The sequence below is a fragment of the Micromonospora sp. NPDC023737 genome, from assembly GCF_040639715.1.
Lineage (GTDB): Bacteria > Actinomycetota > Actinomycetes > Mycobacteriales > Micromonosporaceae > Micromonospora.
Genome location: NZ_JBFAAL010000014.1, coordinates 61,795 through 77,286 on the forward strand (window position 1 = coordinate 61,795; position 15,492 = coordinate 77,286).

General features: G+C 73.2%; 10 protein-coding genes. 5 read left to right on the plus strand and 5 right to left on the minus strand.

Annotation, left to right across the window (positions count from 1 at the left end; translation table 11 throughout):
- Positions 1 to 126 precede the first annotated feature (126 nt).
- Both AB0F98_RS24845 and AB0F98_RS24850 read right to left on the minus strand, forming a co-directional pair.
- Positions 127 to 774 (minus strand): helix-turn-helix domain-containing protein, encoded by a 648-nt coding sequence (locus AB0F98_RS24845; RefSeq protein WP_357739561.1) that lies wholly within the window; start codon positions 772 to 774, stop codon positions 127 to 129.
- Between the two features lie 158 nt (positions 775 to 932).
- Positions 933 to 1,937 carry a zinc-binding alcohol dehydrogenase family protein gene (locus tag AB0F98_RS24850; protein WP_357739564.1) on the minus strand — a complete coding sequence of 335 codons (1,005 nt, stop codon included), beginning with the start codon at positions 1,935 to 1,937 and terminating at the stop codon, positions 933 to 935.
- Between the two features lie 72 nt (positions 1,938 to 2,009).
- Between AB0F98_RS24850 and AB0F98_RS24855 the strand changes: the two genes are divergently transcribed.
- Together AB0F98_RS24855 and ileS are read left to right on the plus strand one after the other, a co-directional pair.
- Positions 2,010 to 2,381 carry a helix-turn-helix domain-containing protein gene (locus AB0F98_RS24855; protein ID WP_357739567.1) on the plus strand — a complete coding sequence of 124 codons (372 nt, stop codon included), beginning with the start codon at positions 2,010 to 2,012 and terminating at the stop codon, positions 2,379 to 2,381.
- A gap of 316 nt (positions 2,382 to 2,697) precedes the next feature.
- On the plus strand, positions 2,698 to 5,820 hold the full coding sequence (gene ileS, locus AB0F98_RS24860; RefSeq protein ID WP_357739570.1) for an isoleucine--tRNA ligase: 3,123 nt from the start codon (positions 2,698 to 2,700) through the stop codon (positions 5,818 to 5,820).
- Positions 5,821 to 5,869: 49 nt separating this feature from the next.
- On the opposite strand, the gene AB0F98_RS24865 is transcribed toward ileS, so the two are convergent.
- Positions 5,870 to 9,190 carry a BTAD domain-containing putative transcriptional regulator gene (locus AB0F98_RS24865; RefSeq protein WP_357739573.1) on the minus strand — a complete coding sequence of 1,107 codons (3,321 nt, stop codon included), beginning with the start codon at positions 9,188 to 9,190 and terminating at the stop codon, positions 5,870 to 5,872.
- Between the two features lie 145 nt (positions 9,191 to 9,335).
- On the opposite strand from AB0F98_RS24865, the gene AB0F98_RS24870 reads away from it, so the two are divergent.
- The 3 genes from AB0F98_RS24870 (at position 9,336) to AB0F98_RS24880 (ending at position 12,262) form a co-directional block, all read left to right on the plus strand.
- Entirely contained in the window at positions 9,336 to 10,208 is an 873-nt protein-coding gene (locus AB0F98_RS24870) for an alpha/beta hydrolase (protein ID WP_357739576.1), read from the plus strand.
- Positions 10,209 to 10,655: 447 nt separating this feature from the next.
- Complete coding sequence (locus tag AB0F98_RS24875) at positions 10,656 to 10,991, plus strand: YciI family protein (protein WP_350791469.1); 336 nt, start codon at positions 10,656 to 10,658, stop codon at positions 10,989 to 10,991.
- Between the two features lie 11 nt (positions 10,992 to 11,002).
- Positions 11,003 to 12,262, plus strand: a complete 1,260-nt coding sequence (locus tag AB0F98_RS24880; RefSeq protein WP_357739581.1) for a DUF6596 domain-containing protein — start codon at positions 11,003 to 11,005, stop codon at positions 12,260 to 12,262.
- A gap of 16 nt (positions 12,263 to 12,278) precedes the next feature.
- Here AB0F98_RS24880 and AB0F98_RS24885 read toward each other — a convergent pair whose 3' ends face one another.
- Both AB0F98_RS24885 and AB0F98_RS24890 read right to left on the minus strand, forming a co-directional pair.
- On the minus strand, positions 12,279 to 13,187 hold the full coding sequence (locus tag AB0F98_RS24885; RefSeq protein ID WP_357739584.1) for an LLM class flavin-dependent oxidoreductase: 909 nt from the start codon (positions 13,185 to 13,187) through the stop codon (positions 12,279 to 12,281).
- Positions 13,184 to 15,484, minus strand: coding sequence for an LLM class flavin-dependent oxidoreductase (locus AB0F98_RS24890; protein WP_357739587.1), 2,301 nt, complete (start codon positions 15,482 to 15,484; stop codon positions 13,184 to 13,186). Before AB0F98_RS24890 ends, AB0F98_RS24885 begins: the two co-directional genes overlap by 4 nt.
- Between the last annotated feature and the right edge of the window lie 8 nt (positions 15,485 to 15,492).

A 15,492-nucleotide genomic window follows, 5' to 3' on the forward strand; every position in this document is an offset into this window, starting at 1 on the left:
ATCACATTGTCGGTGCGCGGCACAAAGAGAGCGACCCCCGTGCGGACCCGCCCTCGAAGGGGCCCCGCATGGGGATCGCGTCACGTTTCGTGGCTCGGCGACCCGCGGTCAGCCGACCGGCGGCTCCTACCCAGCGGGGCGCCGATAGACGCCGTACCACCAGGTGTTCGCCAGCTCGAGGGCGGCGGCCTCGTCACCGCTGCCGTCGTCGGTAGCGACGTGGTCGGAGAGGAAGCGCTCGCCGCCGATCACGATCAGACGGCTCGCGGCGGCTGTGTCGACGTCCCGCGGCGCCCGCCCGGCCCGCTGCTCCTCCTCGAGCACGTGGACGGTACGCGTCAGGAACTGGTCGAGCCGCGCCCGCCAGAACCGGCGGACAGCCGGCTCGTAACCGGACACCTCGTTGATCGCGGCGAGCACTCCGCTGTGCTGGCGGTAGATGGCGATGATCTCCCGGAAGCCGCTCACCAGCGCGTCCAGCCCTACCGAGTCGCCGGCCGGGGCGCCCACCTTCGCCGGCTCCCACTCCCCGGCGACCCCGAATGCGGCCTCGGTAAACGACTCGGCGAGCCGCAGCAGCAGCTGCGTCTTGTCGGCGAAGTGCATGTAGAAGGTCGATCGCGCGACGCCCGCCTCCTGGGCGATGCGCTGCACCCCGAGCTCCGTGAAGCTCTCCCCCTCCGCGAGCAGGCGCTCGGTGGTGGCGAGGATCCGCGCCTCGACGGTGAGACGCCGGTCGGCGGCACCGGAGCGTCGTCGCGTGATCGAAGGCATGGCCAGATCCTATGCGCCCCGGCGCGACCACCGGTCCACTTGCTCGGACATCCTGTTCGACAGGATGACCGAGCAAGCCCCGCGACGTGACCCGCCGACCGAGCGCCGACCGTGGACCCCGACGGCCGTCCACGGCCGGACACGGCCGAGCCCGACCGTCAGAAGCCGGCGACGACCACCTTGCCGACGGTGGCGGAGGTCTCGACGAGTTCGTGCGCCCGGCGCAGATTCTCTGCGTTGATCGGGCCGAGCCGCTGGGTCAGGGTGGTACGAAGCGAACCGGCTTCCACCAGGCGCGCCACCTCCTCCAGCAGCTCGTGCTGGCCAGGGTCGGCCGGCTGGAACAGCGGTCGGGTGAACATGAACTCCCAGTGCCAGGCAATGCTCTTCGCCTTCAACGGCAGCACGTCCAGTTCTTTCGGATCGTCGATCGCCGTGATCTGGCCGCCGGGGCGGACGATCTCCGCGTACCGCTCGACGTTGCCAGCCGTGAAGGCGCTGATCAGATAATCGACGCCGCCCGGAGCGACGGCGCGGACCGAGTCGACGAGGTCGTGATGGTCGACCACGTGGTGGGCACCGAGTTCGCTGACCCACTGCCGTGACTCGGGCCGCGAGGCCGTCCCGATCACGGTCAGGTCGGTCAACGCCCGCGCGAGCTGCACCGCCATCGACCCGACGCCACCGGCGCCGCCCACCACGAGCAGTGCTCCGGTAGCGCCTTTCGCCAACCGGAAGCGATCGAACAACGTCTCCCACGCGGTGATCGTGGTGAGTGGTAGCGCCGCCGCCTCGGCGAAGCCGAGTGTCTTCGGCTTGTGCCCGACCACGTGCTCGTCGACGGTGTGGAACTGGGCGTTGGTGCCGGGCCGGCCGATCGAGCCCGCGTACCAGACCTCGTCGCCGACCGCGAACCTGCCGACCCGCTCACCCACGGCGACGACCACGCCGGCCGCGTCGTAGCCGAGCACCTTCAGCTCGCCGCCGGGATCGTTGCCGGCGCGCACCTTGACGTCCACCGGGTTGACCGACACCGCCTCTACCCGGACCAGCAGGTCGTGCGGTCCGGGCGTGGGCACCGGGATCTCGGCGTCCATCAGACTCTCCGGATCGGTGATCGGCAGGCTCCTGCGGTAGCCCACCGCTCGCATCAGATCGTTCATGCCTTGGACGCTATCCAGAGGTGGATAGTTACCGTCAAGGGATGTTGGTTCCCTTTGGGTACCATAGGCGGCATGACCTCCGCTCGAATCGATGGCTGCGGCCCGCGCGACGTCTACTCGGCGGCCTGCCCCTGCCGTGACATGCTCGACCTGCTCGCCAACAAGTGGAGCGCCCTGGCCCTGGGCGCGCTCGAGAACGGGCCGCAGCGCTTCGGCGCGATCCGCACCCGCCTCCAGGGGGTCAGCCCGAAGGTTCTCACCCACACGCTGCGCCGGCTCGAGGAACATGGCCTGGTCGACCGAACGGTCTACCCCTCCGTGCCGCTGCACGTGGAATACTCACTCACCCCGCTCGGCCGGGACGCGTGCGGCCCCCTGGCCCTCCTGCGCGGCTGGGTCGAGGAGAACATCGACCGCTTTCCCACCGCTTCCGCGCCGCACTGAACCACCGCCGGCACGCCTCGGGCCGCGGCATCATGGTCGTGGGGCCACACCAGGCTGGGATAGGATGGGCCCGGAAGGCGCAGATGGGGACGAGTACCGTCGCACGCAGCCAGTAGCGATCCGGGGATGGTGGAAGCCCGGAGGCGTGCGCGGCGGGAAGATCACCCCGGAGCCGTCGGAAGAAAGGCCGCGAGGCCGAGTAGACCCGACCGCACCCGAAACGAGAGGGCCGGACACCGGCCAAGGAGGGTGGTACCGCGGGGCCCCGGCCTCGTCCCTCCGGCGGAGCTTTCCCACACGCGCCGACGGAGGAGCGATGTACCGCAGCGTACCGACGCAGGTCGATCTGCCCGACCTCGACCACCAGGTTTTGCACTTCTGGCACGCCAACAGCGTCTTCAAGCGCAGCCTGGAGCAGTCCGCGGGCCGGCCCGAGTGGGTCTTCTACGAGGGTCCGCCGACCGCCAACGGCATGCCCGGCGCCCACCACATCGAGGCGCGCGTCTTCAAGGACGTCTTCCCCCGCTACAAGACCATGAAGGGCTTCCACGTCGCCCGCAAGGCCGGCTGGGACTGCCACGGGCTGCCCGTCGAACTCGCCGTCGAACGCGAACTCGGCTTCTCCGGCAAGCAGGACATCGAGAAGTTCGGCATCGCCGAGTTCAACGCCCGCTGCCGCGAATCGGTGACCCGGCACACCGACGCGTTCGCAGAGCTCACCGAGCGCATGGGCTACTGGGTCGACATGGACGACGCGTACCGGACCATGGACCCGGAGTACATCGAGTCCGTCTGGTGGTCGTTGAAACAGATCTTCGACAAGGGCCTGCTGGTCGAGGACTTCCGGGTCGCCCCGTGGTGCCCGCGCGACGAGACCGGCCTCTCCGACCACGAGCTCGCCCAGGGCTACGAGACGGTCGTCGACCCGTCGGTCTTCGTCCGGTTCCCGCTCACCTCGGGCCCGCTGGCCGGCCGGGCCGCCCTGCTGGTCTGGACGACCACCCCGTGGACGCTGCCGTCGAACGTCGCGGTGGCGGTCCACCCCGACGTGCGGTACGTGGTCGCCAGTGACGGCAACGAGCAGCTCGTGGTCGCCGAGCCGCTGCTGGCGTACGCGCTGGGCGACGGCTGGGAGCTCACCGGCGAGTCGTTCAAGGGCAAGGAGCTGGAGCGGTGGACCTACCGGCCGCCGTTCGACCTCGTCGAGGTGCCCGACGCGCACTACGTCGTCCTCGCGTCGTACGTGACCACGGACAGCGGCACCGGCCTCGTCCACCAGGCGCCGGCGTTCGGCGCGGACGACCTGGCCACCGCCCGGACGTACGGACTGCCGATGGTGAACCCCGTGCAGTCGAACGGGCGCTTCGAGCCGGACATCCCGCTGGTCGGCGGTCGTTTCTTCAAGGAGGCCGATCGACCCCTGATCGAGGACCTCCAGCTGCGGGGGCTGCTCTTCAAGAACGTCCCGTACGAGCACACGTACCCGCACTGCTGGCGCTGCCACACCGCGCTGATCTACTACGCCCAGCCGTCCTGGTACGTGCGGACCACCGCCGTCCGCGACGCGCTGCTGCGGGAGAACGAGCGGACCACCTGGCACCCCGCCACGGTCAAGCACGGCCGCTACGGCGACTGGCTCAACAACAACGTCGACTGGGCGCTCTCCCGGCGGCGCTACTGGGGCACCCCGCTGCCCATCTGGCGCTGCCCCGACGACCACCTGACCTGCGTGGGCTCGCTGACCGAACTCAGCGAGCTGACCGGCACGGACGTGACCGGGCTCGACCCGCACCGGCCGTTCATCGACGACGTCACCTTCGCCTGCCACTGCGGCAAGACCGCCCACCGGGTTCCCGAGGTCATCGACGCCTGGTACGACTCCGGGTCGATGCCGTTCGCCCAGTTCGGCTACCCCTACCGCAACAAGGAGCTGTTCGAGCAGCTCTACCCGGCGCAGTTCATCTCCGAGGCGATCGACCAGACCCGTGGCTGGTTCTACACCCTGATGGCCATCGGCACGCTGGTGTTCGACCGTTCCCCGTACGAGACCGTCGTCTGCCTGGGCCACATCCTCGCCGAGGACGGCCGCAAGATGTCCAAGCACCTGGGCAACATCCTCGAGCCGATCCCGCTGCTGGAGCAGCACGGCGCGGACGCGGTGCGCTGGTTCATGGCCGCCGTCGGCTCGCCCTGGTCCGCCCGGCGGGTCGGGCACACCGCCCTGCAGGAGGTCGTCCGCAAGACCCTGCTGACCTACTGGAACACGGTCGCCTTCCAGTCGCTCTACGGCCGTACCGCCGGGTGGACCCCGTCGGCCGGGGACCCGGCGCCGGCCGACCGGCCGGTACTCGACCGTTGGCTGCTGTCCGAACTGAACACGCTGGTCCAGCAGGTCGACGCCGCGATGGCCGATTTCGACACACACCAGGCCGGCCGGCTGCTCGCCACGTTCGTGGACGACATGTCGAACTGGTACGTGCGGCGCAGCCGGCGACGCTTCTGGCGCGGTGACCGGGCGGCGCTCGCCACCCTGCACGAGGCGTTGACCACGGTCACCCTGCTGCTCGCGCCGCTCACCCCGTTCATCACCGAGCGGGTCTGGCAGGACATGGTCACGCCGGTGAACCCGGAGGCGCCGCAGTCGGTCCACCTCGCTCCGTACCCGGTCGCCGACGAGTCGCTGATCGATCCGTCACTGTCCCGGCAGATGGCGCTCGCCCGGCGGCTGGTGGAGCTGGGCCGGGCGGCCCGCGCCGACTCCGGCATGAAGGTCCGGCAGCCGCTGTCGCGGGCGCTGGCCTCGGCGGGCGGCTTCGAGGAGCTCTCGCCGGAGCTGCTGGCGGAGATCGCCGCCGAACTCAACATCGGGTCGGTCGACCCGGTCGGTGGGGCCGGCGCGTCGCTCGTGGACACCACAGCGAAGGCCAACTTCCGGACGCTGGGCAAGCGGTTCGGCAAGACGGTGCAGCAGGTGGCCAAGGCGATCGCGGCGGCCGACGCGGCCGCGCTGAAGGAGTCGCTGCGCGACACCGGGTCGGCCACCGTCCAGGTCGGTGAGGAGACGGTGACGCTCGGCCCGGACGAGGTGGTCGTCACCGAGACCCCGCGGGAGGGTTGGGCGGTGGCCAGCGACGCCGGCGCGACGCTGGCGCTCGACCTGCACCTCACCCCGGAGCTGCGCCGGGCCGGTGTCGCCCGGGACGCGATCCGGCAGATCCAGGAGGCGCGCAAGAGCAGCGGCCTGGAGGTGACCGACCGGATCGAGCTGCGTTACCGCGCGGACCGGGAGGAGACCGCGCTGGCCCTGCGCGAGCACCGTGAGCTGGTGGCCGAGGAGGTGCTGGCGACCGACTGCGCCGAGGGCGAGCCGGGCTGGGCCGACGCGTCACCGTTCACCGACGAGTCGCTGGGTCTGACCTTCTGGCTCCGGAAGTCCTGAGCCGAGGCGGGTACCCCGGGCCACCGCGGCCCGGGGTACCCCGCGTCCGTCACGAGGCCCCCACGAGGCGCGCGGCGAGCGCACTCGCCGTCCGGTCGTGCGCGGTGGCCTCGTCGTCCCGGCCGAGCGCGGTGGCCAGGTCGGCCAGGTGCCGGGCCACCGGGCCGAGGCTGAGCACACCGCTGCCCGCTCCGCCCAGCTCGGCCGCGGCGGGGAGCAGCTCGGCGTACGCGTACCGCATCGCCTGCTCGTCGCCGGTGGCGAGCGCGGCCCGGGCGGTGAGACAGAGCCGCGCCTCCCGGAGCAGGTCGTACGGCGATTCGGGCAGCCCGCGCAGCGCGGCGACGGCCTCGTCGCGACGCCCGGCGGCGGCCAGCTCCAGCGCCCGCACCCACGGCTCGTACGGACCCAGGTCCGTTCCGTCGCCGGGCACCCGCACCGGCGCGCTCGGGGACGTGTCGACCAAGCGCAACGACAGCAGCGCGAACGGCAGCAGACCCTGCGCCATGCCGGGCATTCCCGCTGCGGGGGTCCGGGCCGCCGCCCGCCGGTAGGCGACCTCCGCCTCGGCAGCACGCCCCAGCAGGGCGAGACGCAGCGCTTCGTACCACCCGGTGAAGACGCCCACCAAGGGCAGATCGTGCCGGGCGGCGAGCCGGTCGGCGGCGGTCGCGGCCGCGTCGGCGGCGGCGAGGTCGGCCAGCGCGCAGCTGGCCTGGAGCACGACGAGGTGGCCGAGCACCTCGAAGGTCACCAAATCGTGCCGGGCCGCCAGGTCGACCAGCTCCGCGCCGAGGCGCACGCGCTCGGGGGCGAGGCCGGTCCGCTCGAAGGTGTGCATGAAGCGGGCGTTCAGCGCGAACGCCAGCAACGCTGGTCGACGCAGCCGCCGCGCGATCGTCTCCGCCTCGACGGCCGCTTCGCGTCCACGGTCGCCGGTGGTCCCGCGCAGCTCCAGCGCGAGCGTGCTGAGCAGGCGACTGCGCAGCTCCGGGTCGTCCGCGCCGATCATGGCCAGGGTCCGGTCGGCGGCCACGACGATCCGGTGGGAGAGCTCCTCGTCGTCGTTGCGGGTCCACACCGCCGGCACGTCGAAGGCGGTGAGCACGGCCGCGACCAGAGCCGGGTCGTCGAGCGACTCGGCCGTGCCGATCGCCTCGGCGCGGTAGCGCCGGGTACGGTCCAGGTGCCCGGTCACGGCCAGCGCCCGGCCGAGGCCCATCACCGCGGTCAGCCGCCCGCGCACGTCACCGTCGCCCGCTCGGTCGTGGGCGTCGACCGCTTGCTGCCACAACCGGGCCGCCTGGTGCGGATGGGCGCGGTGTTCGGCCTGCTCGGCGGCGGCGCGGGCGTAACGGGCCGCACGTGCGGCGGTGGCCCGGGTGCCCGCCCGGCCGAAGTGATGGGCGAGGGTCACCACGTCGTCCGGGTGCAACCGCTCGATCGCCTCACCGGCAACGGTGTGCCAGTGGGCCCGTCGCGGCGCGGACAGGTCGCCGTAGAGGGTGTCCCGGACCAGGACGTGCGTGAACCGCAGCTCGCCGTCCTCCTCGGTGAGGAACCCGGCAGCCAACGCCCGGTCCAGCGCGTCGAGCAGCGTCGCGTCGCCATCCGTGAGCGCGGCCAGCACCTCCGGATCGACGTCCCGGCCGAGGACCGCGGCCTGCCGCAGCACGTCCTGCGCCGCGGCGGGAAGCCTGGTGAGCCGGTGCCGGATGACATCCCGCACCCCGGCCGGCACCCGTTCCAGCGCGGCGTCTCCCTCCGCCGCGAGGAGCCGGGCCAGCTCCCGTACGAAGAACGGGTTGCCGCCGCTACGACGGTGGATCGCCCGCACGTCGGCCTCGTCCAGGTCCCGCCCGACCACTGCCCGGGCGAGTTCGCCGGTCGCCGGTTCGGCGAGCCCGCCCAGGTAGACGCGGAGGGGTTCGATCCGGGCCAACCGGGCCAACGCCGCGGTCAGCTCCGGGGTGATCTCGCTGGCCCGGTAGGTGCCCACCACCAGCACCGGGCCGGTGACGGGCTCGGGTTCGGTGAGCAGCGCGGAGAGCAGATCGAGGGTGCCCTCGTCCGCCCGGTGCAGGTCGTCCAGCACGAGCAGCACCGGCCCGCGACGCGCGACCCCGGTGAGCTGCGCCGCGGCGGCCCGGTGCAGGCGGAACCGGGCCACGGCCGGATCGCTCCCGGTGCCCTCGGAGACCTCCGCGTCGGCGGTGGGCGGCGCGGTTCCGGTCGCCGCGCCCAGCTGGTCGGCGATCTGCCGCCACGGCCAGGCCACCGGGGCGCCGTCGTACTCGGGGCTGCGACCCCACGCCGTGACCCAGCCGACCGGCGCCAGCTCGCCGGTGAGCGCCTCGGCGAGCGCCGACTTGCCGGCACCCGCGTCCCCGGAGACCAGTGCCAGGACAGGTGGGCCCCCTCGGGTGACCCGTTCGGCCGCCTGCCGCACGCGGGCCAGTTCCTCGTCCCGCCCGACGAGCGGGTGCCGTCCCACACCGCCGTTGAGCCCGCCGGCCCCCGGGGCGGTGACGCGCGCGGCGGGGGTAGCCGGGGCCGCGAGGTGCGCGGCGGGAGTAGCCGGGGCCGTGAGGTGCGGCGCCTGGGCGAGGATGTCGGTCTCCAGCTGCCGCAGCCGGGGGCCGGGGTCGACGCCGAGCCGCGCCACCAGCGTCTCCCGCGCGCGGCGCAGCGCGGCCAGCGCGTCCCCCTGCCGGTCCGCGCGGTACAGGGCGAGGGCCAGCAGCCGCCAGGCGTCCTCACGCAGCGGCTGGTCGGCGACGTGCGCCCGCAGATCGGAGGCGGCCTCGGCGGCGCGACCGGCGGACAGCAGGGACTCGGCCCGCCGCTCGACGGCCAGCAACCGCAGCTCGTCCAGCCGGTCGATCTCGGCGCGGGCCCAGCTCCGGTCGGCGTACTCGGCGTAGGCGGGGCCGCGCCACAGGGCGAGCGCGTCGTCGAGGCGGGCCAGTGCCTCGCCGGGCTCACCGGCGGTGAGCAAGTCCGCCGACTCGCTGAGCGCCGCCTCGAACCGCCAGGCGTCCACGGCGTCCGGTGCCGGATGCAGCGCGTACCCGGGCGGCGCGGTCACCAGCAGGCGGGGCGGCCGGCGCGGCGGCCGGTCGGGCTCCAGGGCGCGGCGCAGGTCGGCGACGAAGGTCCGCAGGGCGGCCACCGCACCTACCGGCGGCTCCTCCCACAGGGCGTCGACCAGCCGGTCGACCGGCACCACCCGCGCTCGGGCGACCAGCAGCCGGGCCAGCACGGCGCGCTGGCGGGCACCGCGCAGCGGCACCGCGCCCCGGGCGTCGTCGGCCCGTACCGCCCCGAGCACGCCGAACGTCACCGCGGGCCGGTCCGGCTGGCTGCTCATGGCCCCAATCTAGGCAGACCCGCCGGACCGCACGCCACTCATCCGACGCTGATCGGTTACTGATCACCCGGGCGCAGGCTCGACGCGTAACGCCGGGCGTGGCCTCACGGCCCAGCCCGGAACCTCCGGCACCGAAAGGTTCTACGTGGAGATCGAGGGCTTCGACTACCAGCGCGTCACCGTCGCCGACGGCGTGACGCTCCAGGCGGCCGTGGGCGGATCGGGCAGCCCGGTCGTTCTGCTGCACGGCTTCCCGCAGACTCACCTCATGTGGCGGCACGTCGCCGCCGACCTGGCCGCGGACCACACGGTGATCTGCCCCGACCTGCGCGGCTACGGCGCCAGCGACAAGCCCGCCGACACCGACGGCGAGCGGTACGCCAAGCGGACGATGGCGGCCGACGTCGTGGCGCTCGCCCGGGCACTGGGGCACGACCGGTTCGCCCTGGCCGGCCACGACCGGGGCGCGCTGGTCGCTGTCCGGGCCGGTCTCGACCACCCGGACGCGGTCACCCACCTCGCCGCACTCGACGTGCTGCCCACCCTGGACATGTGGGACGTCCTGCACGGCACCACCGCCGCCGTCGGCTTCCACCTGTATCTCATGGCCCAGCCGCCCGGGCTGCCCGAGCAGCTGATCAGCGGAAGCCCGGACGCCTTCTTCGGGCACTTCCTGGACATCTGGACCCGTGATCCGGAGGCGATCCCCGCCGACGTGCGGGCCGCGTACCTCGCGGCGTCCCGGGCAGCGGTCAGCTCGATCGTGGCCGACTACCGGGCCTCGGCCGGGGTGGATGTCACGCACGACCGGGCCGACCGGGCCGCCGGGAACCGGCTGCGGATGCCGGTGACCGTCCTCCAGCAGGACTGGGGCGCGGCCCTCGGTTACGACGCGGCGCAGCTGTGGCGCGCGTGGGCGCCGGACCTGGTGCACCGCACCGTCTCCTGCGGCCACTTCATGGCGGAGGAGGCACCGGCCGAGGTCGTCGAGGCGCTGCGCGCGCTGCTGGCCCGGTAACGGCGCCACCCTGCGGCTCACGGTCGGCGCGTGCGGGCTGGCCCGCGTCGACTCGACCGTCGCTGGTTACGTAACGTCGCAACGCAAGCTCCGGCCGGTACCCTCCCCGACTCCTTTGCTCTGCACCCCTCTACGCACCGAGCACTCTGCGTGACAGCCGACTCCGCGCCGACCCGGAGCCCTTCCCTCATTTCAGCAGCTCAGCGCGGTGGTGCGTCGGTGAGTGCAGAGCAAAGCGTCGAGGAGGGGGTGGGGCCGAGTCCCGTGCGCAGCGACGCTCCGTCACCTCACCCAGAGTGACGAGGTGGTCCATGCGGCGGGGCTACAGCGACACCGGCCGAGAATTCAGCGACACGGGTCGAGAATTCTCTGTGGGGCGTGTCGATTCGCGCTGGTCCCGTTCGTCGTCAGAACGTAAGGCAGCCGGAGAGACGACAGGAGTCGAACATGAAGTACATGCTGCTGATCTACAGCGGATCCGCGGACGCGACGGACCCGTGCGGCGTCGAGGACTGGATGGCCTTCGACAAGACGGTGAAAGAGGCAGGGATCTGGGTCTCCGGCCACTCGCTGGCCGACCTGACGACCGCCACCACCGTGCACGTCACCGACAGCGGCGAGCGGGCCGTCACGGACGGGCCGTTCGCCGAGTCGCGGGAGGTGCTCGGCGGCTACTACGTCATCGACGTGCCCGATCTCGACGTCGCCGTGGACTGGGCCGCCCGCTGCCCCGGATCGCGTGGCAACGGGGCTGTCGAGGTCCGACCGATCGGCGAGTTCTGAGACAGACCGGAGTGGACGAGCAGGCAGCCGGCACGCGCGACTCGGTCGAGGCGGTGTTCCGCGAGGAGCACGGCTGGCTGCTCGCCGCCCTGGTGCACCGCTTCGGCGATCTCGACCTCGCCGAGGACGTCGCCTCCGAGGCGATCGAGGCGGCTCTGGTGCACTGGCCGGTCGACGGCGTACCGGACCGGCCCGGTGCCTGGCTGCTCACCACCGCCCGCCGACGGGCCGTCGACCGGCTCCGCCGCGACCAGGCGTACGCGGCCCGCTTGGCGCTCATCGCGGCCGAGGCGGAGCGCGACGTGATTGTCCCGGTGAGCGGCGACGACGGTCTTCCCGACGAGCGATTGCGGCTCTTCTTCACCTGCGCCCACCCGGCGCTGCCGGCCGCGGACCGGGGCGCGTTGACCCTGCGCTACCTGGCCGGACTGGCCACACCCGAGGTCGCCCGCGCGTACCTCGTGCCGACGGCGACCATGGCCCAACGGCTCGTCCGCGCGAAGCGGAAGATCTCCCAGGCCCGTATCCCGTTCCGGGTGCCCCGGCCGGATGAGCTTCCGGGGCGCCTGCCCGGCGTACTCCAGGCGGTCTACTCGATCTTCACTGAGGGGTACGCCGCCAGCTCCGGTCCGCGGCTCCAGCGGCTCGACCTCGCCGAGGAGGCCATCCGGCTGGCCCGGATCCTGCGCCGGCTGCTTCCCGCCGAACGGGAGGTCGCCGGGTTGCTCGGGCTCATGCTGCTCGTCCACGCCCGGCGGGACGCCCGGATCGGACCCGACGGTGACCTGGTGCTCCTCGACGCCCAGGACCGCACCCGGTGGGACCACGACATGATCGCCGAAGGACGCTCTCTGGTGCTCGTCGCGCTGACCGGCGGCGCGCCCGGCCCGTACGGGGTGCAGGCCGCGATAGCCGCGCTGCACGACGAGGCCGCCGACGAGGCGTCCACCGACTGGCCGCAGGTGGTGGCGCTCTACGACCTGCTCCTGGCGTTGACACCCTCGCCGGTGGTGGCCCTGAACCGGGCCGTGGCGGTCGCGATGCGGGACGGCCCGGACGCCGGCCTCGCGCTGCTGGACGAACTGGCCGGCGAGGCACAGCTGCGCGGCTACCACCCCTACCCCGCCGCCCGGGCCGCGCTGCTGCACCGGATCGGCCGGCACGCGGAGGCGGCCGCCGCCTACCGGGAGGCGCTCGCCCTGGCCGGCACCGAGCCGGAGCGGAAGCACCTGCGCGGGCGGCTCGCCGTCGTCGAGGCGACCGACGGGTGAGTCCGGCGCGGTTCCGTCAGCGGCCGGCGCGGGCACGCTCCTCGGCGACCAGCTGCCGGGTGGCCGGGGCGACCTCGGCGGCGAAGAGTTCGATCGTGGCCGGATCGTCGGCCATCAGGATGAAGGCGCTCACCCCGTACTCCAGGGTCAGGCCGGCGAGGTCCTCCGCCCACTGCTCCGGCGGGCCGTTGAGCAGCGACCGGCCGGTGGATGCGAACTCGCCGGAGATGTTGAGCAGCCGCCGGATCTGCGTCGGCTCGCGGCCCGCGGCCGCGGCGGCCTCGTCGATCCGCTCGTTCATGGCCACCAGGTCGGCCGGCCCACCCTGGAAGTACGGCAGCGACGGCAGCCAGCCGTCGGCCACCCGCCCGACCAGGCGCAGCATCCGCGGCTTGTACGCGCCTATCCACACGTTCACGTCGTGCGCCGGGGCGGGACCCCGCTTGGCCCCGTTCACTCGGTAGTACTCGCCGTCCAGGCGTACGCCGCCCGGCTTGTCGGCCGCCCACACCTCACGGATGATCTGGATCGCCTCCTCCAGCGCCGTGATCGCCTGGCCGGGGCTCAGCCGCCGGCCACCCATCGCCTCGATGGCGTCCCAGAACGCGCCCGCGCCGATGCCCAGCTCGAACCGTCCACCGCTGAGCAGGTCCAGGCTGGCCGCGCTGCGTGCGGTCACCGCGGGCGGCCGCAGCGGCAGGTTGAGCACGTTGGCGCTGAGATGGACGCGCTCGGTGCGTGCGGCCACGTAACTCAGCAGCGTCCAGGTGTCGTGGAACCGAGGCTGGTACGGGTGGTCCTGGAAGGTGACCAGGTCCAGCCCGGCGCGGTCGGCGACCACGGCCAGGTCGACGGCCTGCCGGACGGGTTGCACGGTGGGCGTGGTGAAGGTGCCGAACAGTAGGTCGTGCCCGTAGTCGGTCATGGCGTCGTCCTCGATGCGGTGTCGGGTGTGATGGCGAAGTTGTCGCGGAAGAGGCCGTCCGGGTCGTAGCGCTCTTTCAACGTGCGCAGCCGGGCCAGCGTGCGGGGCGGGAACGCCTCGGCGAGACGCTCCGGCCGCAGGTCGGTCTCGAAGCTGAGGTAGGTGCCGCGCAGGTGCTCGGCGAGCAGGCCGTCCCAGAGCGCGTCGAGCCGGGCCCGGTGCCGCCCGAACGCGGTCACGTGGAAGTTGGCGTTCCGGTGACTCCACGCCATCGCGTCCGGATCGACGTCGGTGACCGCGCCGCCGATCGAGCGGATGTGGAAGAAGTAGACGACACCGCTGGCCAGCAGGCGGGCGGCGGCCGCCGCGAACTCGGGGGTCAGGTGCTCGATCAGGCCGGTGCGGGAGATCGGTTCCCCCTGGGCCTGGTGCGGTGCGTCGCTCGCGTTGGCCATCACCGAGGCGTACGAGGTGATGACGACCTGCTGGTCGTAGCCGGGCGCGACGTCGGCGACCGGTTGGAGCTGCGCCACGATCGTCGCGGGGTCGTCGGAGTCGACCATCGCCATCACCTGCGCCACGGCCGGTTGGCCCATCCGGGGCGGCCCCATGATTATCGCGCTGGTCAGGTCGCGTGGCGCGGCCTCCACCGCGGCGCCCCAGCGGGTCAGGAGCCCGGCGGGGTCACCGGCGTCCAACGCGAACTGGGCCCAGCCGACCGGTCCGACCTCGTCCGCCTCGAACTCGAAGGCGGTCACCACCCCGAAGTTGGCACCGGCGCCGCGTACCGCCCAGAAGAGGTCGGCGTTCTCGGTCTCGCTGGCCCGCACCACACGGCCGTCGGCGAGCACCAGCTCGACCGCGCGGAGGTGGTCGATGGTGAGCCCGTGCTTACGCGCCAGCCAGCCGACGCCACCGGCGGTGGCCAGTCCGCCCACGCCGACTCCGCCGTAGTCGCCGGAGGTGAGCGCCCAGCCGTGCGGGGCCAGCGCCGCGGCGACGTCCATCCAACGCGCACCCGGGCCGATCCGGACCAGGCGGGCGTCCTCGTCGAGCACCTCGATGCCGTTGATCCCGCCGACGTCGATGACGATGCCGCCGTCGTTGGTCGACCGCCCGCTGATGCCGTGCCCGCCGCTGCGGATACCGAGCGGCAGGTGCCGGTGCGCCCGGGCGAAGGTGAGCGCGTCGGCCACCTCGGCGGGGGTGCGCGGGCGCAGGACGAGACCGGGCGCGCCGCCGCGCAGGTAGTTCGACCTCACCTTGGCGTAGTCGATGTCGCCGGGCTCCACGGCGCGGTCGGCCAGGGAGGCGGGCACCTCGTCGTACGCGATGCCCGGACGCCGCTTGACGCGGACCGCGCGGCCGCGCTGGGCGGTGCGTGGCAGCGGGGCGGGCAGTGCCCGGTCGGCCGCCTCCCGTAGTGCCGGCGCCACCTCCCGCGCGAACCGTTCCATGGTCGCCATGTCGTCGGTCGTCAGGACGATCGTCCCGACGCCGTTCTCGACGACCAGTGGCAGCAGGTCATCGACCCAGCCGGTGGCCGGCCCGTGCAGGAAACCCTGCCGGGTGGCGGCGAAGCGTCCGGTGACGTTCAGCAGCCGGCGGATCTCGGCCGGGTCGCGCCCCGCCTCCCGGGCCGCCTCGTCGATGATCTTGTTGCTGGTCCGGACGGCGTCCGGTTCGGCCGGATCGAGCGTGCCGAGCCATCCGTCGGCCTTCGCGCCGACCAGCCGCAGCAGCCGGGGGTCGGTTCCGCCGAGCCAGATCGGGATGTGGTGGGCCGGCAGCGGGCCGCGCGGCGCGCCGTCGAGGCGGTGGTGCTCGCCGTCGTAGTGGACCGGGTCCGGATCGCCGGCGTCCAGCACGGCCCGGACGACGTCGACCGACTCGCCGAGCGCGTCCACCGCCGCGCGCGGGTCGAGCCGGGCACCGCCCCTGGCCGCGACGGCCGCCAGGCCGTCGGGGCCGCGGTCACCGGCACCGAGGGCGAGTTCCAGCCGGCCGCCGGAGAGCAGGTCCAGGCTGGCGGCGGAGCGGGCGATCACGGCCGGGGACCGCAGCGGGACGGTGAGCACGTTCGCGGCGAGGTGGATCCGGTCGGTCCGCCCGGCGACCCAGGCGAGCAGCGTCCACGTGTCCAGGTGGGCCGGCTGGTCGGGATCGTCGGCGAAGGTGACCAGGTCGTAGCCGAGCGCCTCGCTGCGGCGCGCGAGCGCCACCGGGTTGTCGGGCGACGCGTTCACCGGCGTGACGAGTGTGCCGAACTCGAGGCGGTGACCGTAGTTACCTGACACGACTGCCC